We start from the raw sequence: 18,456 nt of genomic DNA on the forward strand, positions 1-18,456 counted from the left end.
CAAAGCCCACTAAAGGAACGTCACCATGACAGCGAGCGTTGCCGTCATTCTCTCCGGCTGCGGCGTCTACGACGGCGCCGAAATTCATGAAAGCGTGCTTACGCTGCTGCGCCTCTCGCAGCGGGGCTGCCAGGTGCAGTGCTTCGCGCCGGATATCTCGTTCGATGTGGTAGACCACCTCACCGGCCAACCCACGGGCGAACGGCGTAATGTGCTGGTGGAGGCTGCTCGCATCGCTCGCGGGCAGGTGAAGAACATCACCCACGCCCGGGCCGAAGACTTCGACGCGCTGATCGTGCCCGGTGGTTTTGGCTCGGCGAAAAACCTCTCGACCTTCGCTCATGAAGGCGCGCAGTGCAGCGTGCAGGCCGACTTGCTGGCGCTGGCAGAAGCCTTCGCCGAGGAGCGCAAGCCCGTCGGGCTGATCTGCATTTCACCCGCGATAGCCGCCAAGATCTACGGCCCGACCGTAACCTGCACCATCGGCAACGATGCAGAAACCGCCAAGGCCGTGGAGCAGATGGGTGCAATTCATCAGGCCTGTGCGGTCGATGAAATCGTCGAGGACGTCGAGCGAAAACTGGTCACTACACCAGCCTACATGCTGGCCCAGTCGATCACTGAAGCCGCTGCCGGCATCAACAAGCTGGTCGACCGGGTTATCGAGCTTACTCACGCACCCGCCTGATCAGGCGGGTGCGCGGCGCACCATCGCCAGCAAGGTCGCAGCTCCAACGAACAGGGCAGCAAAGGTGCGGTTCATGCGGCGCTGTTGCGCCGGCGTGCGCAGCAGGCGCAACACCTTGGAAGCCAGGCCGGTGTAACCGGCCATCACGATCAGGTCGACCGTGATCATGGTGATGGCAATGATGACGTACTGGCTCAGCAGCGGAGCGTGCGGGTCAACGAATTGGGGCAGCACGGCCAGCATGAAGATAATTGCCTTGGGATTGCTGGCGTTGACCAGAAAGCCCCGGAACACCAAGGCAAGCGGCTTGCCGATCGGGCGCAGGGCGACGCCTTGGTCCAGATCTTCCGGCACCGCTCGCCATTGCTTGATCGCCAGGTAAAGCAGGTACGCGACACCAAACCACTTGATCGCTGCGAACGCCGCCGCCGAGGTGGCCAGCAATGCGCCAACACCCAATGCAACGATGACGATCTGCAGCAGCAAGCCGAGCTGCAAACCCAATGCGTTCCAGTAACCGCGCAAGAAGCCGTACTGCAAGCCACACGACATCGATGCCACCGCACCAGCACCGGGCGACAGGCTGATGACCCAGCACGCCAGAAAGAATCCCAACCACGTCTGCAGTGCCATATGCCGTTCCTTTACAGGGGTCAGTCGTTCAAGGTTTCCAGTTCGGCCTGCATGGCCTCCAGGGTTTCCAGCGCTTGCAGCCAGCCGTCCTCAAGTTCGCTTTCACGCGCCTTCAGCCGGGCCTGCGTGGCCAGCAGCTCGCGCAGCTTGTCCTTGCCTGCGGCGTCGTACAAACCGCTATCGCCCAACGCAGCTTCAACGCTGGCAAGCTCGGCCTGCACCTTGCCGAGTTCCTTTTCCAGCTGGTCGGCCTGCTTTTTGTGCGGTGCCAACTGCTGGCGCAGGGCCGCAGCGGCCTGGCGTTGAGCCTTTTTGTCGGTCTTCTCGCCGGCCGGCTGGGCGGCAACTGGGGCCAGGCTCTGCCGATAGCTCGCCAGCCAGCGGGCGTAGTCGTCCAGGTCGCCGTCGAAGTCCGCAACGCGGCCTTCGGCTACCAGCAGGAACTGGTCGGTTGTGCTCTTGAGCAAATGGCGATCGTGCGATACCACCAGCACAGCGCCACCGAACTCCTGCAAGGCCATGGTCAGGGCCAGGCGCATTTCCAGGTCGAGGTGGTTGGTTGGTTCGTCGAGCAGCAACAGGTTGGGCCGGCCCCAGGCAATCAGGGCCAGGGCCAGGCGGGCTTTTTCGCCACCGGAGAAATTCAGCACCGGCTCATCGACCCGTGCGCCACGAAAATCGAAGCCGCCGAGAAAATCCTTGAGCGTCTGCTCGCGCTCGGTAGGTGCCAGGCGATGCAGATGCAGCAGCGGGCTGGCTTTGTCATCCAGCGAATCGAGCTGGTGCTGGGCGAAGTAGCCAACGACCAGGTTCTCGCCCCGCAGCAAGCGGCCACTCAAAGGCTCGAGCTCCGCAGCGAGGGTTTTGATCAGGGTCGACTTGCCTGCGCCGTTAGGGCCAAGCAGCCCGATGCGCGCTCCTGGCACCAGTTGCAGCTTTACCTTCTCCAGAACCGTTTTTTCGCCATAGCCCAGGCGGCCTTCGGACAGGTCCAGCAGCGGGCTGGATATTTTCAGCGCCTCACGGAAACCGAACTCGAAAGGTGAATCGACGTGGGCGGCGCTGATCTCTTCCATCCGCTCCAGTGCCTTGATGCGGCTCTGGGCCTGCCGAGCCTTGGTGGCCTGGGCGCGGAAACGGGCGATGTACTTCTCCATATGCGCCCGGCGTGCCTGTTGCTTTTCGAACGCCTGCTGCTGTTGGGCGAGGCGTTCGGCGCGGGTGCGTTCGAAGGCCGTGTAGCCGCCACGATAGAGCGTGAGCTTGGCCTGTTCGACGTGGGCAACGTGGTCGACCACAGCGTCGAGAAAGTCGCGGTCGTGGGAGATCAGCAACAGTGTGCCGGGGTAGCTCTTGAGCCAGTCTTCCAGCCAGAGGATCGCGTCCAGGTCCAGGTGGTTGGTCGGTTCATCGAGCAGCAGAAGCTCCGAGGGGCACATCAGCGCCTGGGCGAGGTTGAGCCGCATACGCCAGCCGCCGGAGAATCCCCGACGCGGCGCTCCATCTGTTCGTTGCTGAAGCCCAGGCCAGCCAGTAGCTTGCGTGCGCGGGCATTGGCGGTATAGCCATTGGCGGAGTCGAGCTGGGCGTGCAAGCGCGCCTGCGCAGTGCCGTCCTGGGCCTGCTCTGCGGCGGCCAGCTCGCGCTGTACCTGGCGCAGGTGCAAGTCGCCGTCGAGGACGTACTCCACGGCTACGCGTTCCAGGTCATCGACCTCCTGGCGCATATGGGCGATACGCCAGTCGGCAGGCAGGTCGCACTCGCCCGCATCGGGATGCAGTTCCCCGCGCAGCAAAGCGAACAGGCTAGACTTGCCCGCGCCGTTGGCGCCGATCAAACCGGCTTTCTGGCCAGCGTGCAGAGTCAGGTCGGCGCCTTCGAGCAAACGCTTGGGGCCGCGCTGTAAGGTAAGGTTCTGGATTCGGATCATAATGGCGCCGGAGTCTACCAGCTTCGGGCCGAAGTGGCGTGGAGTGTGTAATGAGTAAAGGGCTATGGGCGTTTGCGCAACAGTGGTACGCCCGCCCCGAAGTGGAAGCCGCTTGCCTGGCCCTGCAGGCTGCCGGTGGCAATGTGTGCCTGGTGCTGTGCGCCGCCTGGCTCGGGCTGCGCGGGGTGGCCTGGCAAACTGAACGCGCGCAGGCATTGGCAACGCTTGCCAACGATTGGCAAAGCGATGTGATAGCGCCGCTGCGCTCGGTGAGAATTCAGTGGAAAGGGCTGGCCGTTCACGATGCTGCACTGGCGCAATGGCGCGAGCAGATAAAAACGCTGGAGCTTGCAGCTGAGAGAGAATTGCTGACGCGGATGGAAACCTTGGCGCAATGGCCGGAAAACACCAGCCAAAGCCTGGAAGCGTGGCTTGCCAGCAGCCTGGAAGGCATCGATACCGATACCGCCCAGGCGCTGTTCGACACCCTTTAAGAGGCGGTTTTTGACGGCTCGCTGGCTGCAGCCGGTGCGGGCTGAGCAGCAGGTGCCGGGGTTGCAGCGGGTTTGGCCGCAGGAGTCGCTGGCTTGGCCACCGGCTTGCGGGCAGCAGGCTTGGTGGCTGCTGCGGGTTTGCTCGCGGCTGCAGGCTTGCGCGCAGCAGCGGCAGGCTTGGCGGCAGCGGCTACCGGTTTGGCTGCGGCAGGTTTGCGAGCAGTCGAGGCCGGTTTCGCAGTAGTGGCCGGCTTGGCTGCAGCTGGAGCCTTGGAAGCAGCAGGTTTTCTGGTGGCCACAGGTTTGGTTGCAGCTGGCTTGCTGGCGGCTGCGGACGCGCGGGTAACTGCTTTTGGAGCAGCGGCCTTCGCCGCCGTGGCCCGGCCTGTTGCAGGTTGGGCAGCGGGTTTGGCCTGGCGCTGTTCGAGGGCCTTGCTGGCAGCCTCACGAACCTTGCCAATGCCTTGGGCAAGCTTGAGGCTCTCTTGAGAGTCGCGCTTGAGAGTTGCAATGTACTGGCGAGTCTCGCCCTGGTGCTTCTGCAGGTTTTCCAGAAGTGCTTCAAGCGCGCTTACAGCGGCAGTGGCTTTGGACTGGGCCTTGTTCTTGCCAGCGACAGCGGCGTCTTCAATCTTGCCGAGCGACTTGTGAAGTTTGTCCTGCGCTTTGACACGTTGTTTTTCCAACTTGGCGAGCAGCTTCTCTGCATCAGCCAGTGCCTTGGAGCACGCGCCTTCGAGTGTTTCGAGCAGATTGCCGGTCAGTTGCTGGAGCAGGTGCAGCGGAGTGTTTACAGGCTTCTTTTTAGCCGACATGACTTTCCTCCTGGCGGACATGGACATGGGCCATGTTAGACCTCCCCTTTGACAGCTGCTAGATCATGTGACGGGAAATTGCACACTATCGAGCCAAATTTTATTGTTTCCTCAAGCAGTCGCTGCGGCGGTTCAACTATCGGCCTACTCAGGGCCATAATCGATGCTTTCTGCCTTGGAGCCTTAACATGTTGCGGTGCCTGTCGTTGACACTGTGCCTGGGTTCATCACTGGCCATGGCCCAGGATGCACCCAGCCCTTCTTCGCATGACCTGTCCTACAGCGTGGGGGCCAGCCTTGGCGAACGCCTGCGCCAGGACATGCCAGGGCTTGATCTGGATACGCTGGTACAGGCCCTTCGCCAATCCTACAACCAGCAACCTCTGGCTCTGAGCGAGGAGCGCATGCGGCAGGTGCTGGCCGAACATGACAGCCAAGCGGGGAGTGGCGACGAGAGCGACCTGCAAAAGGCATTGGCGGCGGAGAAGCGCTTCATGGCGACCGAGCGCAGCAAAGCCGGCGTACGCGAGCTGGAAGGAGGCGTATTGGTAACCGAATTGTCGCCCGGCAGCGGCACCAGGCCAGCGGCCACAGACAAGGTCAGAGGTGCGCTATCTGGGCCGCCTGCCGGATGGCACCGTGTTCGATCAGAGCGACACACCCCAATGGTTCCGCTTGGGTAGTGTGATAGACGGATGGAAAACGGCTTTGCAAGACATGCCCAAAGGCGCCAAGTGGCGGGTGGTAGTGCCCTCCGCTCAAGCCTACGGCGCCGATGGCGCCGGAAGCCTCATACCACCCTACACGCCCCTGACGTTTGAAATCGAGTTGCTCGATTTCGCTCCCTGACCGTTTCGATCAGGCGGGCTCCGCGTCCTCTTCCCGGTGCGCGGTGTGCAGCACTTCGATCAGGCAGTCTTCCAGTTCGAACCGCTCATACAGCGCATTGCCCAGCTCTTCAAGGCGAGCCACGACATCCGGGAGGTCGCTGCAGTCGCTCTTCTCGCAATGATCGTTGAATGTGAGCGCTCGCTCGGTCAGGGCTTCCAGGCGCGGGCAGATACGTTCGGCCAACTCCACTGCAGCATCGTCTCCGAAAGCCCGAGCCTCACCGATCAGTTGCTCGTAGACGGCGAAGTGGCCAGCGGAAAAGTAATCGACCAGGCTGCCACAGAATTCATTCAACTGCGTGCGGGTCAGGCTCTGCTCATCCGGCAGCTCGACCAGGGAGTTGAACGTGCGAATCAGCTGATGACGTTCCTGCAACCAACGGTCGATCAGCAAATGCACACCGCCCCAACGTTCCTGGGCATTTCGACAACTTTCCAACATGATCTTTTCTTCCCTATGGGCCTCGATGGCGCTGGCGAAAACCGCCTCGAAGTGACGTCACCGTCCAGTACTTTTGCGAGGTATGCCCGCTCGCCTGCGCCTTCAAGCGATGCGGGTCAATAACTTCATACATTCGTTTGATCGCCAGCAAACCGCCATCAACGGCGAACCAATGCGGTTATTGCCAAGCCGGCCAAACAGCAGTAAACGAGCAGGCTCCATTCAGGCAGGCTCATGCCCAGCAGTGTCCAGCTCACGTTCGCGCAGTCTGGCGTCCCCAGCAATAGTGCACTGGCAGCCTGCCCGAAGGGCAGCGAGGCCAGCACATGCCAGGCCCCGGAAAAGCACATGGCATCGGCGGGGCCTGCGTGGTTTTGCAGCCACAACTGCCGAATGGCCGATGCCGCGCCCAATACACAGCAGCCGACGCAGGCAAGCGCATAACCGCGCAAGCCGTGCCGCCCCGGCGCGCATAGCGCGGCAACCAGGCACAATGCGCCCACTGCGCCGATAAAGAAGCGCTGCACAATGCATAACGAACAAGGCACCAGGTTCACGACTTTTTCCAGATACAGGGCCGCGCCCAACGCTGAGACAGCGATCAGAAAACCCAGGATGAAGGGGCGACGCGAACGAACCAGCGGCATGTGCAAACCTGAAGGCCGGAAACTGGACGGCAACGGTAGAACATCGCCCGCGCCGCTATCAAGAGCGGCCCGGTCAGAGCGCTCTGAAAGTCAGCGCGCCGCAGGTAATGGCAACGCCAGCAAGCGTTCGTCGAGCAGAGCCAGGCCTTCCTGAAACAACTGATTGCTGCGTTCGGTGTCCCCCAGCCGGCCCAACAGGCGTGCCAGTTCGGCGCAGGCTTCAGGATGGCGCTGCAAGCGCAGGCTTGCTTCCAGATAATCGCGGGCCTTGCCCCACAGGCTGTTTTGCAAGCACAGCCGCCAGGGTCAGTTGCAAGCCTGGGTCGTCAGCATGCTCTTTCACCCAGCCCTCGGCGAGCTGCAGTTGCTTGAGCGGGTCCTGGCCTCGTACCAGGCCATAGAACCGCGCCAGGCGGCTGTCGTATTGGCGCTTGAGTACCCCGCGCAGCGCCGCTTCGGCTTCAGCGCTCGCCCCCTGGCGACGAAGCTGCTCGGCGTACGCAAGAACCAGTGCAGGCTCCTGGCGCTGCGCAGAGCTCAAGGCATTCCAGGATTGATCTAGCGCCTCACGCTGGCCCTGCCCCTCAAGCGGTGCAATCAGCAAGCCTTCGCGCCAGGTTTGCTGCTCCAGAGCCGCCAGCTCGCGGGCAGGCAGCGCCTTGGCCTTGCGCAGCTCGGGCAACAGGCGAATCAGCCCGGCCCAATCGTCGCGTTCGTGCATCAGCCGGTACAACTGGCGCAACACCTGCACATTGTGCGGATAGCGCTCTCGCATCACTGCCAGCGTTTCCTGGGCGGCCTCAGGCTCACCTCGGTCGACCTGCAATTGCGCGTGGCTCAGCGCTACCGCCAGCTCGGCGTCGGGTTGGCGATCGAGCGCCCGCTCGAGCAACGCGTCGCTCTTCTCGTATTCACCCAGCTCATTGGCCGCGCGTGCTGCGCCCAGGTAGTAGAACAGCGGAAACCGCTCCGCCTCGGCGGCGATTCGCAAATGGCGTTGGGCGTTGGCCCAACGCCTCGGCCAGCTCTACCTGCCCTTGGGACACCGCCGACTGAATCCGACGCCGGCGGTTGCGGCGCGACCACGGATTGACCACCCCGGTGGACGTCAGCAGCAAGCGTACGCAACCGGTAACCAACAGCACCACCAGCCCGATGGCCAACATTGCGGCCAGCGTAGACCACAGCCCCGATTCATACCTGAACACATGGGGGTAATCGATCAATACGTAACCAGGATGCTTGGCGATACCCAGGCCGATCACCAGCGCCAGAAGCACCGCGACGAAAATGATCGCGTCGAGCCGCTTCATGGCTTGGCCTCCCGCTGGAAGGCAGGTTCAGGCGCCTGGCGCTGCGCCAGATAGGCTTGAAGCGCCTTTATGCTGGGCCCTAGGTCTGGGGTTTGTACCTGCACAGGGGCCTGCGCCAGCTTGGCCACCTGTTCCGCCAGGTTGCGGGCCTGAACATTTTCCTGGTTGAAGGCAGTCTTGACCACGTCGCCTGCCTGCTTCATTGCCTGCTGATAAACCGCCTGCTGGCCATTGAGCGCCCCACTGGGCCTGCTCCAGCGCCAGGCTCGAAGCCATGCGAACCTGATCCAGCGCCTGCCCGGCAAGCAGCGGCCGCAGGTTGGCGTCAGGGTTGAAATCGACCCGGAAGAAACCGGAAATCTTTTGCCAGTACTTGCGCCAGTGCATCCAACTGTCATCGGCGGCCTCGGAAGGCTCTACCTGTTGCTGGGCCTGGAACGCTGGCGCCAGGGCCGAAAGCTCGACCGCCTGATCGCGCAGCGCGCCCAATTGCAGAAACAGCCCGGTGCGGTCGGGTTGGTCGACGCTATTGAGCGCCGCAAGGCTGCGCGCCAGTTGCTCGCGGGTGGCGAAGGCTGCAGGGTCATCTTGCTCGCGCAGGATCTGGTCAGCGCCTTCCACCAGTGCGGTTGCGCTGTTTACGTCCTGCAAGGCCGAAAGCCGAAGTGCCGCCAGACGCAACAGGTGTTCGGCCTCAGCCAGGCGCCAGCCTTGACGGCTTGAACCCAGCACGGTTTCGAGGCGCTGATTGATACGCTGCTGATCGCCCTGCAATTGCGCCACCAATTGGCGGCGCTCTTCGAGCTCTTGCGGCAACGGGAACTGTGCCAGGCGCTGATCCAGCTGCTGCTCGCTTTGCTTGAGCACCTGCGACTGGGCGCTGAGCGTCTCGATCTGCGAAGACTGCCGCTGGTGGCTCTGTGTGAGCGTATGCAACTGCCAGACGCCCCAGCCCGCCACGGCAACGCCCACGGCGGCCACCAGCAGCGCGAAAGCCGCCAACCCTTTACCACTGCGGGCCTTCGCGGGTGCCGGTGCCGGGGTTTGCTCGGCGCTGGTGATCGCCGGCTGTTCGCTCGATGTTTTTCGCTCACGTATCCATCCTTCTTCATGAGGTGGCGCCTGGGCTGTGTGCCGCCAGGGCTGACACCAGTGCCGCAGTACTGGCGCCCTGGCAGTCGATCACATGCTGCGCACCCAACTGGCGCGCCTGCGCGGCGACCCGCTGGCCCGGCACGAACAGTGCAATCCCGGCAAGCTCCGGCCAACGCTCGGCCGCCAGCGCGTGCAAGTGCTCAAGGCCCTGCCCACTGCTGACCACCAGCCCGTTCAAGCGTTCCGCTGCTACGCGGGCGGCAGGCTCGCCGGCACTGCCGGGAGGGCAGGCGCGCCGATAAAGCTCCAGATAATCCACGCGGGCGCCGCGCTCGCGCAAGCTGCCGGCCAGTAATTCCCGGCCGCCCTCTCCGCGCACGATCAACACGCGGGGGGCGGGGCCGGCCAGGGCGCAGGTTCGCGCAGGCAGCGCCAACAAGGCTTCGCTGTCCTCGCCCTGCAATGGCCAATGCGCGCCAAGCCCGGCCTCTATCAACAAGCGGCCAGTGCCCTCGCCTACCGCAAACCACTGTTCGGCAGGCCGGGGCTGGCCAGCCAGCCGCTCGAGGCACAGCCGCGCCGCAGCCTTGCTGACGACGATCGCCGCGTCATAACGGTTTGCGAGCAGCCTCTGCTGGTGGGCCGTTACAGGCAGCGGTTGAATCTCCAGTACGGGCAGCACGCTGGCGAAGACGCCCTGCGCAGCCAGCGCCAGGCATTGCTCATTGGCTTCAGGCTCGGCACGCGTGACCAGCAGCCGCCAGGGGCTCATCAGCTCTCGCCCTGGCCATAGACTGCCGCCAGAATCTCGCCCGCGCCTTGCTCAACCAGCGCCTGGGCGATGCGCTCGCCCAAGGCCTGCGCCTGCTCCTGCGGTGCGCGTGCGTTGGCCTGCAGCAAGCGCTTGCCGGAAGGGTCGCCCACCAGGCCGCGCAGCCACAACTCACCGGCCTCGAGCACTGCATAAGAGGCGATAGGCACCTGGCAGCCGCCATTGAGGGCTTTGTTCATCGCACGCTCGGCAGTCACGCACACGGCGGTGGGCAAGTGGTGAAGAGGTTCGAGCAGCGCGTGCAGGTCGGCATCGGCCGTCCGGCACTCGATCCCCACCGCACCCTGCCCACCAGCCGGGAGGCTGGCTTCGACGCTCAGGTTGCTGCGGATGCGCTCGCCAAGGCCCAGGCGGATGAGCCCCGCAGCGGCAAGAATGATCGCGTCATATTCGCCGGCATCGAGCTTGGCCAGGCGTGTGTTGACGTTGCCGCGCAGGAAGCGCACCGAAAGGTCAGGCCGCGCGGCCAGCAGCTGGGCCTGGCGGCGCAGGCTGGAAGTGCCGACCACGCTGCCGGGAGGCAGCGCGTGAAGGCTGTCGTAGGTATTGGAAACGAACGCGTCGCGGGGGTCTTCACGCTCGCAGATGCAGAACAGCCCAAGGCCCTCGGGGAAGTCCATCGGCACATCTTTCATCGAATGCACGGCGATGTCGGCAGCGCCCTCGAGCAGCGCGTTTTCCAACTCTTTGACGAACAGGCCTTTGCCACCGATCTTGGCGAGCGGCGAGTCGAGCAACTTGTCACCACGGCTGACCATCGGTACGAGCGTGACCACCAGCCCCGGGTGCGCCTGCTGCAGGCGCTCCTTGACATACTCGGCCTGCCAGAGAGCCAGCGCACTCTGGCGCGTGGCGATACGGAGGGTTCGACTAGGCATGTGATGATCCATGGCGGGTAAAGGCCGGGATGCGTGCCAGTTCAGAACTTGCGGCGCGGAGCCACCCTGCCATGTACTCTGCGCTGGATCAAAGCTGCTGCATCATCTTGCGAACGCCTGCGACATGGCGGCGGCTTACGGTCAGGGCATCACCGCCCAGGCCTTTGAGGAAGAGCTGAAAGTGCCCCAGCGGTGTACGCTGAAGGCGTTCAATGCGTTCGCGCGCCACCAGCGCATTGCGGTGAATGCGTACGAACCGATCACCGAACTCGTCTTCCAACGCCTTGAGGGGTTCGTCGAGCAGCACTTCTCCGCCCACGTGCCGCAAGGTCACGTATTTATGGTCGGCAATGAAGTAGATCACCTGATCCAGCGGAATCAGCTCGATTCCCTTGCGGGTGCGAGCGCTGATGTGGGTGCGTGGGCCAGTGCCGCTTTCCGAGGCGGGCCGGGTAAGCGCAGCCAGCTGCACGCGGTTGGGGCGCTCGGCTTTTTTCAATGCGTCGCTCAGCTCATCGGCACCCACTGGCTTGACCAGGTAGCCCACGGCGCTGACCTGAAAGGCGTTCACCGCAAACTCATCGTGGGCAGTACAGAACACCACAGCCGGTGGGGTATCGCGTTCGCACAGGCGAGCGGCGACCTGCAGGCCATCGAGCCCGGGCATGCGGATATCGAGCAACACAACGTCAGGCTTGAGGTTGTCAATCAGCGTCAAGGCCTCATCGCCATTGGAGGCGCTGGGTTCCAGGACGCTATAGCCCTCGATATTGCTGACCATCCGGGTCAGCCTTTCGCGGGCCAAGGGTTCGTCATCAACGATCAGGACATTCATAAAGGGCCGGATTCCTGCGTGAGTCTCGCACAAGGGTAGCGTAGACAAGTGGAGTGACGACCGTCACGGCGTACCACGCTCAGACTCGCCTTCGGGCCAAAAAGTGCCCCGAGCCTGGCTTCGATATTTGCCAGCGCTTGCCTCGTACCGCCCGGCAAGCGGGCAGCGGCGGCTTCGTCGTAGGGATTGGTGATGCTCAAGCTGAACTCCCCCTTGGTATTGCGCTTCGACACTCACCAACCCACCGTCGACGCGTGGGGCGATTCCATGGATCAGGGCATTCTCCAGCAACGGCTGGAGCGTCAACTGCGGGATCGGCACATCCTCAGGCACGCCGCTGATCCTCCATTCCAACTGTAGACGCTCACCGAGGCGATATTGCTCAATCGATAAATAACGCCGTGCCAGTGCCAGCTCCTGCCCCCAGGTCACCAGGCTCCCCGGCGTGCCCAGGCTTGCGCGGAACAGGCTCGACAAATCCAGCACCGCCTGCTCGGCCTTGGGCGGGTCCAGTGCAATGAGGCTGGCAATGCTATTGAGGCTGTTGAACAGGAAGTGAGGCCGGATGCGCGCCTGCAATGCCTCCAGCCGGGCGCGGAGCTCGGCCTGTTGTTGCCGGCGCCACTGGCTTTGCAAATAGAAGTAGCGCAGTGAAAGCCCGGACATGATCAGCGCGATCACGCCGTGGCGCAGGTAACGGAAGATCCCCTCCGGCGCCTGCGGCGTACTCAGGCGGTAATGGTCGGTCAGCGCGGTGCCCGCAAGGGTGAGCAGCATCACCAGCAGGCAGCACCAACCCCCGGCAACGCCGGGGTGCAGCCTGGCCAGGTGCGGGCGCAAGTAGCAGAGCGCCGCCGCCGACAGCAGCACGATCCACTGCACGAACAGCGACGTCAGCGCCAGCCGCACCCAGTTGAAACCGGCCGCCATCGACTCCGACAACACCAGTACCAGCACCAGCAGCTCGGCCAGCAGAATCAATAGCAACAAGGCCCGAGGCGCGCACAACTCAGGCAGGAAAACTCCTTGGGCTGGGCCGTGGCCGCTTCCCTGTGCATCGTTCCCTCCTGCGTGGGCGGTGTCGGTACCGCTCTTCTCTCACGCCCCGCCCGCGCCGGCAACCCTGCTATGATGTGGACCTTTCCGTTCGAGCCTTCACCGAGCCAGACCAATGAGCCTTGAAAAGACCAACCAGTCCTGGGGCGGCCGCTTCAGCGAGCCCGTGGACGCCTTCGTCGCCCGTTTCACCGCATCGGTTTCCTTCGACCAGCGCCTCTACCGCCATGACATCATGGGGTCGATCGCCCACGCCACCATGCTGGCGCGGGTAGGCGTGCTCACCGAGGCCGAACGCGACACCATCATCGATGGGCTCAAGACCATCCAGGGCGAAATCGAAGCCGGCCAGTTCGAGTGGCGCGTCGACCTCGAAGACGTGCACATGAACATCGAAGCACGCCTCACCGACCGCATCGGCGTCACTGGCAAGAAGCTGCACACCGGCCGCAGCCGCAACGACCAGGTCGCCACCGACATCCGCCTGTGGCTACGTGACGAGATCGATCTGATCCTCGGCGAAATCACCCGCCTGCAAAAGGGCCTGCTGGAATTGGCCGAGCGCGAAGCGGCCACCATCATGCCGGGCTTCACCCACCTGCAAACCGCACAGCCGGTGACCTTCGGGCACCACTTGCTGGCCTGGTTCGAAATGCTCAGCCGCGATCACGAACGCCTGGTCGACTGCCGCAAGCGCACCAACCGCATGCCCTTGGGCAGCGCCGCGCTGGCTGGCACCACCTACCCGATCGACCGCGAAGTCACCTGCGAGCTGCTGGGCTTCGAGGCCATCGGCGGCAATTCGCTGGACAGCGTTTCGGATCGCGATTTCGCCATTGAATTCTGTGCTGCCGCCAGCGTTGCGATGATGCACCTGTCGCGTTTCTCCGAAGAGCTGGTGCTTTGGACCAGCGCGCAGTTCCAGTTCATCGACCTGCCTGATCGCTTCTGCACCGGCAGCTCGATCATGCCGCAGAAGAAGAACCCCGATGTGCCGGAACTGGTGCGCGGCAAGAGCGGCCGTGTGTTCGGTGCGCTCACTGGCCTGTTGACCCTGATGAAGGGCCAGCCCCTTGCCTACAACAAGGACAACCAGGAAGACAAGGAGCCTCTGTTCGACGCCGCCGATACGCTGCGCGATTCGCTGCGCGCCTTCGCCGACATGGTGCCGGCCATCAAGCCGCGCCATGCCAACATGCGCGAGGCGGCCCTGCGCGGTTTCTCCACCGCCACGGACCTGGCCGACTACCTGGTGCGCCGCGGCCTGCCATTCCGCGATTGCCACGAAATCGTCGGGCACGCGGTCAAGTACGGCGTCGATACCGGCAAGGATCTGGCAGAAATGAGCCTCGAAGAACTGCGCCGCTTCAGTGACCGTATCGAGCAGGACGTGTTCGAGGTGCTGACTCTCGAAGGCTCGGTCAATGCCCGCGACCACATCGGTGGCACCGCCCCGGCGCAAGTGCAGGCTGCGGTGATTCGCGGCCAGGCGTTGCTGGCCAGCCGCAACGCATGACCCTCCCCTGCGGCCACGGCCGCGGGTTTTTCACGCCAGGAACCGAACATGAGCGAACAACCCGAAGACGAACAATTCGTTGAAAGCACCCTGATCCAGGCCATTGAAAACCAGATCGAAACCGGTGAGCCGGCTGCCGCAAAGGCGGTGTTCAACAAGCTCACGCTGGTGGGCTACGAGCGTGAAGAAATCCTCGAATTGATGGCGCAGGTGCTGGCCATGGAGATCGACGACATGCTCGAAACCGACCGCCCCTTCGATGGCCAGTGGTACGAAACCACGCTGCGCGGTTTGCCTGAGCTTCCCGAAAGCCGTTGAACGTCTACACTGCTCCTGAAAACAACAACACCGGAGCTGCCATGACGTTACATGCCGAACTGTTAGCAGAAGTCCAGATGCTTGCCCATTTCAACCTGGGTAACAGCCAGGAAGGGCTGAAGGTCCACCATGACGCCTCGCCCGAGCTGGTCGCAGCCACCCGGCGCCTGCATGCCAAGGGGCTGATCAGCCAGGCCGATGGCGGCTACCTCACCCACCTGGGCCTGGAAGCTGCCGAGCACGCGCAAAGCCTGCTCAGCATTCTGGAGCAAAAGGAAGAAGCGGCCTGAGGCGCTCAAACTCCGTCGCCGGCTGCCGATAACGCCGTAAAGCTGAACGTTATCGTCGGCCATCGACCGAGAGCAACATGACTCGCCACCACGAAATTCGCCCGGATCTTGACGACGGCATCGACCGCAAGGCCTTGGCGACCGTGCGCGCGCGCTTCTCGCGGCGAGCAGTGTGCGCCTGGCGCGTGCCTGCGACGGGTTCTCCACCCGGCAAAAGCAGGCGCTGGCCTTGTTGCCCCTGCTGTTTCACGTCAACCATCCGTTGCTGCCCGGTTACGTGTCGGGCTTTACGCCTGCGGGCATCAGTGGCTACGAACCCAGTGACGAAGTGCTTGCAGAGGGCCAGCGCCTGGCCCGATCGTTCGCCTACAAAACCCGCCGCAACGCACCCGCGCCCATTCTTGGGCTCTACCTGATGGGCAGCCTGGGCACGTTGGCGCAGGACGAAAGCAGCGATATGGACATGTGGGTCTGCCATGCGCCAGGCCTTGAGGCAGGCGAGCTACAGGAGCTCGATAAAAAATGCCGGCTGCTGGAGGCCTGGGCCGAGAGCCTGGGTGCCGAGGCGCATTTTTTCCTGATCGACTGCGAACGCTTCGTGCGCGAGGACCGCGACAACCGCCTGAGCTCCGAAGACAGCGGGGCTACCCAGCATTACCTTCTGCTCGACGAGTTCTACCGCACCGCGCTATGGGTCGCCGGGCGTACACCGTTGTGGTGGCTGGTGCCTGCCTACGAAGAGCACCGCTACGAGCACTTCACTCAAACGTTGCTGGGCAAGCGCTTCATCCGCGAAGACGAAGTGCTGGACCTGGGCAACCTCTCGCGTATCCCGCCGGGAGAGTTCATCGGCGCAGGGCTCTGGCAGCTGTTCAAGGGTATCGACTCGCCGTTCAAGTCGGTAATCAAGCTGCTGCTCACCGAGCTCTATGCTGCCGAGCACCCGCACGTGCGCTGCCTGGGCCTGGACTATAAACAGGCAGTCTTCGAAAACCGCCTGGCGCCGGACGAGTTGGACCCTTACTTGATGGTCTACCGGCGCATCGAAGCCTACCTGCAAGGCACCGGCGATCTGGAGCGCCTGGAACTGGTGCGGCGCGCCTTTACCTGAAGGTCAACAAGCGGCTCAGCAGCATTGCACGCAGCCGTGCCCAAGGCTGGCAACGGCCGCTGATGGAAAAACTGGTGGCCGAGTGGGGCTGGGATGACCGGCACCTTGCGGTACTCGACGCCCGCCCCTCCTGGAAGGTGCGCCAGGTGACGCTTGAGCGGCGCGGCCTGGTGGCGGCGCTCAACCAGAGCTACCGCTTCCTGACCAGCTTCGCCCGCCTGCATCCCGCAACCAGCTCTGCCAACCGCCAGGATCTGAACGTGTTGGGCCGGCGCCTGTATGCAACCTTCGAGCGCCGCGCCGGGAAGGTAGAGCTGATCAATCCGGGATCGCTCCGGACCTTTCCGAAGACACGCTCACCCTGATCCAGGCGCCCAACCGTCGTGAGGCAGGGCAAACCCAGTGGGCGCTGTTCCACGGGAACCTCAACGCACTGGAGTGGGAGCATTACGCCCCCTTCAAACGCAGCCATTGTCTGGTCGACCTGCTCGCCTGGGGCCACCGCAACGGCATCATCGACAGCAGCACGCGCCTGGCCGTGCACCCGGGCAACAGTGACGTGAACGACTTCGAGCTGTTCAATTTGCTGGGCGCTTTGCAGCAACTGATGCCGCTGCCGATGCCGCGCGTCGAGGATGCGCAGTTGCTGCAACCGGCGATCGCGACCGAGGTGCTGTTGCTGGTGAACGTCGGCGTGGACCCGCTCAAGCACCACCGGGAGCTGAACATCCTGCTGACCACTGAGCGCACCGACTCGCTCAGCTATGCCGGCGCCCGTGACAACCTGGTGCTCACGCTCGACCAGGTGACTCTCAACAGCTGGAATGAAGTCACCGTCAGCCGCTTCGATGGCCGGCATGCGCTGCTCGACTGCCTGCGTGACTTTCTCAATGGATTGCCCGAAGGCAGGCCGGCGCCGAAAGTGACTGTGCGCTGTTACTGCCAGAACCGTGCAGCCGCCATCTCGGCACGTGTAGAGGAGCTGTTCAGCACCGCGCAAACGTTGCTGGAGCGGGGCCTGGGCCATCGTTATCTGATCCAGATCCAGCAGCAATACCATGTGCTGGAGCTTGCCGCCGGGCAGGTTCGGCATTTCCCGCTGCCTGAGCCTGTCAGTGCTGCTCGATTACCTGTCGCGGCCGCTGAAGCGCTATAGCCCTCTTCACCTGGACCCTCACGCGCTGAACGATCAGGAACTGGCGCTGATCCTGCCGCATGCTCACCCCGATTGCGTGCAGGTGTTCTATTTCGCCCAGGGCGATGAGGCGCAGTTGTACGTGCTCGACGAATTCAACTCGCTCTGGCGCCAGCGCCTGCCATTTCACGATGAAGCCAGCCTGTTGCAGCCGCTGCGGCGGTTCCTGCGCGCGATTGGCGACCGCCGCGAGGCGCGCTGGGTGCTGGCCAACCCACAGCATCTGGAGACGCTGTTCTATCGGCTGCAGCCGGGCCAGGGAAACCGCGCGCGCACGGTAGAGCGCCTGGCGCTGCCGGCTGATACCGACATGACGCCGTTCTTCGACGTGCAGGCGATCATGTTCAAGAGCAACGCTCAGCAGACGCGTGTGGTGCTCTACTGCAATCAGAAGGAATTCAGCGAGCTGGAGCACGGTGTGGCGCTTTATCAGGTGGTGGCCCGGGAGATCCTCGGCCAGCGCAGCCACGCGCAGCGCTACCGCTGCTACATCACCGACCTGGACCTCTCGGCGCTGGGCAACGAGCAGGCCTTTTCGAGCAATGTGTACCTGCGCTACGAAACCGACCTGGAACAGGCGATCAATGCCGCGCTCACGGCGCTGGACTGATTTGCGCCTTGCGCAAGGCCGCCTGCTCGCAGATTTCGCGGCGGCGCTCGTCGCTCGCCGCGCGCCACTGACGGATGTGTTCCACGTGGCGGAAACATCCCAGGCAAAAGCGTTCTTCATCCAGCCGGCACAAGCTCACGCACGGTGACTTCACCGCATTGCTGGCATTGATATAGAGCGGTTTTTCGCTGGCCATTCAGATCTCGTCGAAGTCGAGCTTCTCGCCGCCCTGCTCGAAGACGATACGCACCAGCATCTCGTTGAGCAGTTCGTCGGTGCTGTCGCACATCCACTTGCCCGACTCGGCGTCGTAGTCGAAATGAAAGCCCCGGAGCGAGCGGCCAGCCACAGCTGGCGCAAGGCGGGCTGGCGGCTGAAGATCAGTTGGCTGCCGCCTTCGAAACGCATGGTCAGCACGCCGCCGGAGTTTTCCATATCGACATCCAGGTCGCTGTCGTCGAATACGTCTTCCAGGTTCTGCTGGGTCGCATCGACCAGGTCGTGGAAGCGGGCTTCGGTCAAACTCATGTGCTCACCTTCGGTTGTTGGCGCAAGCGCGGCACGATACGAGCAGGCGCAGGCGATTGCAAAGACTATCTGACCAGCCACCGCCCGCGCCGCGCCGCCCGGCGGGCGCCCATTGCGTAGGCAAGGGCGTGGTGCACCGGTATACTCGGGCGCAATTGCCGATTTGCACAAAGGATTCCCCATGAAGCGTCTGATCGCCTCGTTCGCCGCGCTGCTCGCCGTGGCCTGCCTGTTGTCCGCCTGTGGCCAGAAGGGCCCGCTCTACTTGCCGGACGGCAGCAAATCCACCGCCGAACAATCCGGCTCGCACTCGCATCAGCGTACTTTCTAAGGGCCCTCC

15 protein-coding genes and 7 pseudogenes are annotated in these 18,456 nt (G+C 63.4%); 9 read left to right on the forward strand and 13 right to left on the reverse strand.

Annotation, left to right across the window (positions count from 1 at the left end; all coding sequences use genetic code 11):
• Positions 1-25: 25 nt before the first annotated feature.
• Positions 26-688 carry an isoprenoid biosynthesis glyoxalase ElbB gene (gene elbB / locus LN139_RS20575; RefSeq protein WP_236356352.1) on the forward strand — a complete coding sequence of 221 codons (663 nt, stop codon included), beginning with the start codon at positions 26-28 and terminating at the stop codon, positions 686-688.
• On the opposite strand, the gene LN139_RS20580 is transcribed toward elbB, so the two are convergent.
• Complete coding sequence (locus LN139_RS20580; RefSeq protein ID WP_236356362.1) at positions 689-1,321, reverse strand: LysE family transporter; 633 nt, start codon at positions 1,319-1,321, stop codon at positions 689-691.
• 20 nt (positions 1,322-1,341) lie between these two features.
• Positions 1,342-3,251, reverse strand: a pseudogene (locus LN139_RS20585) (ATP-binding cassette domain-containing protein).
• Between the two features lie 50 nt (positions 3,252-3,301).
• On the opposite strand from LN139_RS20585, the gene LN139_RS20595 reads away from it, so the two are divergent.
• Positions 3,302-3,745 (forward strand): TIGR02444 family protein, encoded by a 444-nt coding sequence (locus tag LN139_RS20595; protein ID WP_236356371.1) that lies wholly within the window; start codon positions 3,302-3,304, stop codon positions 3,743-3,745.
• On the opposite strand, the gene LN139_RS20600 is transcribed toward LN139_RS20595, so the two are convergent.
• Positions 3,742-4,560, reverse strand: a complete 819-nt coding sequence (locus LN139_RS20600) for an AlgP family protein (protein WP_236356380.1) — start codon at positions 4,558-4,560, stop codon at positions 3,742-3,744. The two genes, LN139_RS20595 and LN139_RS20600, sit on opposite strands and share 4 nt — an antisense overlap.
• Before the next feature lie 188 nt (positions 4,561-4,748).
• Here LN139_RS20600 and LN139_RS20605 point away from each other — a divergent pair.
• Positions 4,749-5,409 (forward strand): annotated as a pseudogene (locus tag LN139_RS20605) (FKBP-type peptidyl-prolyl cis-trans isomerase).
• 9 nt (positions 5,410-5,418) lie between these two features.
• Here LN139_RS20605 and rsd read toward each other — a convergent pair.
• The 8 genes and pseudogenes from rsd to LN139_RS20645 form a co-directional block, all read right to left on the reverse strand.
• Positions 5,419-5,892, reverse strand: coding sequence for a sigma D regulator (gene rsd / locus LN139_RS20610; protein ID WP_236356382.1), 474 nt, complete (start codon positions 5,890-5,892; stop codon positions 5,419-5,421).
• 158 nt (positions 5,893-6,050) lie between these two features.
• A complete protein-coding gene (locus LN139_RS20615) occupies positions 6,051-6,539 on the reverse strand; it encodes a disulfide bond formation protein B (protein WP_236356384.1) in 489 nt (162 codons plus the stop codon).
• Between the two features lie 90 nt (positions 6,540-6,629).
• A pseudogene (locus LN139_RS20620) lies at positions 6,630-7,852 on the reverse strand (heme biosynthesis HemY N-terminal domain-containing protein).
• Positions 7,849-8,950 (reverse strand): annotated as a pseudogene (locus LN139_RS20625) (uroporphyrinogen-III C-methyltransferase). Before LN139_RS20625 ends, LN139_RS20620 begins: the two co-directional pseudogenes overlap by 4 nt.
• A gap of 10 nt (positions 8,951-8,960) precedes the next feature.
• Positions 8,961-9,719: a uroporphyrinogen-III synthase gene (locus tag LN139_RS20630; protein WP_236356394.1), complete on the reverse strand. Its 759-nt coding sequence runs from the start codon at positions 9,717-9,719 to the stop codon at positions 8,961-8,963.
• A complete protein-coding gene (gene hemC / locus LN139_RS20635; RefSeq protein WP_236356405.1) occupies positions 9,719-10,657 on the reverse strand; it encodes a hydroxymethylbilane synthase in 939 nt (312 codons plus the stop codon). The genes LN139_RS20630 and hemC overlap by 1 nt, the downstream gene beginning before the upstream one ends.
• 88 nt (positions 10,658-10,745) lie before the next feature.
• Positions 10,746-11,492, reverse strand: coding sequence for a LytR/AlgR family response regulator transcription factor (locus LN139_RS20640; protein WP_236356407.1), 747 nt, complete (start codon positions 11,490-11,492; stop codon positions 10,746-10,748).
• Positions 11,489-12,509 (reverse strand): annotated as a pseudogene (locus LN139_RS20645) (sensor histidine kinase). The gene LN139_RS20640 and the pseudogene LN139_RS20645 overlap by 4 nt, the downstream one beginning before the upstream one ends.
• 154 nt (positions 12,510-12,663) lie before the next feature.
• On the opposite strand from LN139_RS20645, the gene argH reads away from it, so the two are divergent.
• The 4 genes and pseudogenes from argH (at position 12,664) to LN139_RS20665 (ending at position 17,588) form a co-directional block, all read left to right on the forward strand.
• The gene (gene argH / locus LN139_RS20650; RefSeq protein ID WP_236356409.1) at positions 12,664-14,064 is read left to right on the forward strand and encodes an argininosuccinate lyase; all 1,401 of its coding nucleotides are present in this window, start codon (positions 12,664-12,666) and stop codon (positions 14,062-14,064) included.
• 48 nt (positions 14,065-14,112) lie between these two features.
• Positions 14,113-14,382 (forward strand): hypothetical protein, encoded by a 270-nt coding sequence (locus tag LN139_RS20655; protein WP_236356411.1) that lies wholly within the window; start codon positions 14,113-14,115, stop codon positions 14,380-14,382.
• A gap of 41 nt (positions 14,383-14,423) precedes the next feature.
• Positions 14,424-14,672, forward strand: a complete 249-nt coding sequence (locus tag LN139_RS20660; RefSeq protein WP_236356412.1) for a TIGR02647 family protein — start codon at positions 14,424-14,426, stop codon at positions 14,670-14,672.
• Between the two features lie 77 nt (positions 14,673-14,749).
• Positions 14,750-17,588: pseudogene (locus tag LN139_RS20665) on the forward strand (class I adenylate cyclase).
• Here the strand turns inward: LN139_RS20665 and LN139_RS20670 are convergent.
• Together LN139_RS20670 and cyaY are read right to left on the reverse strand one after the other, a co-directional pair.
• A complete protein-coding gene (locus LN139_RS20670; RefSeq protein ID WP_236356414.1) occupies positions 17,572-17,784 on the reverse strand; it encodes a DUF1289 domain-containing protein in 213 nt (70 codons plus the stop codon). The pseudogene LN139_RS20665 and the gene LN139_RS20670 sit on opposite strands and share 17 nt — an antisense overlap.
• Positions 17,785-18,086: pseudogene (cyaY, locus tag LN139_RS20675) on the reverse strand (iron donor protein CyaY).
• Between cyaY and LN139_RS20680 the strand changes: the two are divergent.
• Together LN139_RS20680 and lptM are read left to right on the forward strand one after the other, a co-directional pair.
• Positions 17,973-18,236 carry a hypothetical protein gene (locus tag LN139_RS20680; protein WP_236360611.1) on the forward strand — a complete coding sequence of 88 codons (264 nt, stop codon included), beginning with the start codon at positions 17,973-17,975 and terminating at the stop codon, positions 18,234-18,236. The pseudogene cyaY and the gene LN139_RS20680 overlap by 114 nt on opposite strands.
• A 61-nt stretch (positions 18,237-18,297) precedes the next feature.
• A complete protein-coding gene (lptM, locus tag LN139_RS20685; protein WP_236356426.1) occupies positions 18,298-18,447 on the forward strand; it encodes an LPS translocon maturation chaperone LptM in 150 nt (49 codons plus the stop codon).
• Positions 18,448-18,456: the final 9 nt, after the last annotated feature.

Source organism: Pseudomonas sp. KNUC1026 (assembly GCF_021650705.1).
Taxonomy (GTDB): domain Bacteria; phylum Pseudomonadota; class Gammaproteobacteria; order Pseudomonadales; family Pseudomonadaceae; genus Aquipseudomonas.

What these genes read in the sequence shown, in the direction of transcription:
- LN139_RS20600 (WP_236356380.1), bottom strand. Translation starts at nt 4,560, where the DNA reads ATGTCGGCTAAAAAGAAGCCTGTAAACACTCCGCTGCACCTGCTCCAG.
- LN139_RS20640 (WP_236356407.1), bottom strand. Translation starts at nt 11,492, where the DNA reads ATGAATGTCCTGATCGTTGATGACGAACCCTTGGCCCGCGAAAGGCTG.
- LN139_RS20580 (WP_236356362.1), bottom strand. Translation starts at nt 1,321, where the DNA reads ATGGCACTGCAGACGTGGTTGGGATTCTTTCTGGCGTGCTGGGTCATC.
- lptM (WP_236356426.1), top strand. Translation starts at nt 18,298, where the DNA reads ATGAAGCGTCTGATCGCCTCGTTCGCCGCGCTGCTCGCCGTGGCCTGC.
- LN139_RS20630 (WP_236356394.1), bottom strand. Translation starts at nt 9,719, where the DNA reads ATGAGCCCCTGGCGGCTGCTGGTCACGCGTGCCGAGCCTGAAGCCAAT.
- elbB (WP_236356352.1), top strand. Translation starts at nt 26, where the DNA reads ATGACAGCGAGCGTTGCCGTCATTCTCTCCGGCTGCGGCGTCTACGAC.
- LN139_RS20670 (WP_236356414.1), bottom strand. Translation starts at nt 17,784, where the DNA reads ATGGCCAGCGAAAAACCGCTCTATATCAATGCCAGCAATGCGGTGAAG.
- rsd (WP_236356382.1), bottom strand. Translation starts at nt 5,892, where the DNA reads ATGTTGGAAAGTTGTCGAAATGCCCAGGAACGTTGGGGCGGTGTGCAT.
- LN139_RS20660 (WP_236356412.1), top strand. Translation starts at nt 14,424, where the DNA reads ATGACGTTACATGCCGAACTGTTAGCAGAAGTCCAGATGCTTGCCCAT.
- LN139_RS20595 (WP_236356371.1), top strand. Translation starts at nt 3,302, where the DNA reads ATGAGTAAAGGGCTATGGGCGTTTGCGCAACAGTGGTACGCCCGCCCC.
- LN139_RS20615 (WP_236356384.1), bottom strand. Translation starts at nt 6,539, where the DNA reads ATGCCGCTGGTTCGTTCGCGTCGCCCCTTCATCCTGGGTTTTCTGATC.
- argH (WP_236356409.1), top strand. Translation starts at nt 12,664, where the DNA reads ATGAGCCTTGAAAAGACCAACCAGTCCTGGGGCGGCCGCTTCAGCGAG.
- hemC (WP_236356405.1), bottom strand. Translation starts at nt 10,657, where the DNA reads ATGCCTAGTCGAACCCTCCGTATCGCCACGCGCCAGAGTGCGCTGGCT.
- LN139_RS20655 (WP_236356411.1), top strand. Translation starts at nt 14,113, where the DNA reads ATGAGCGAACAACCCGAAGACGAACAATTCGTTGAAAGCACCCTGATC.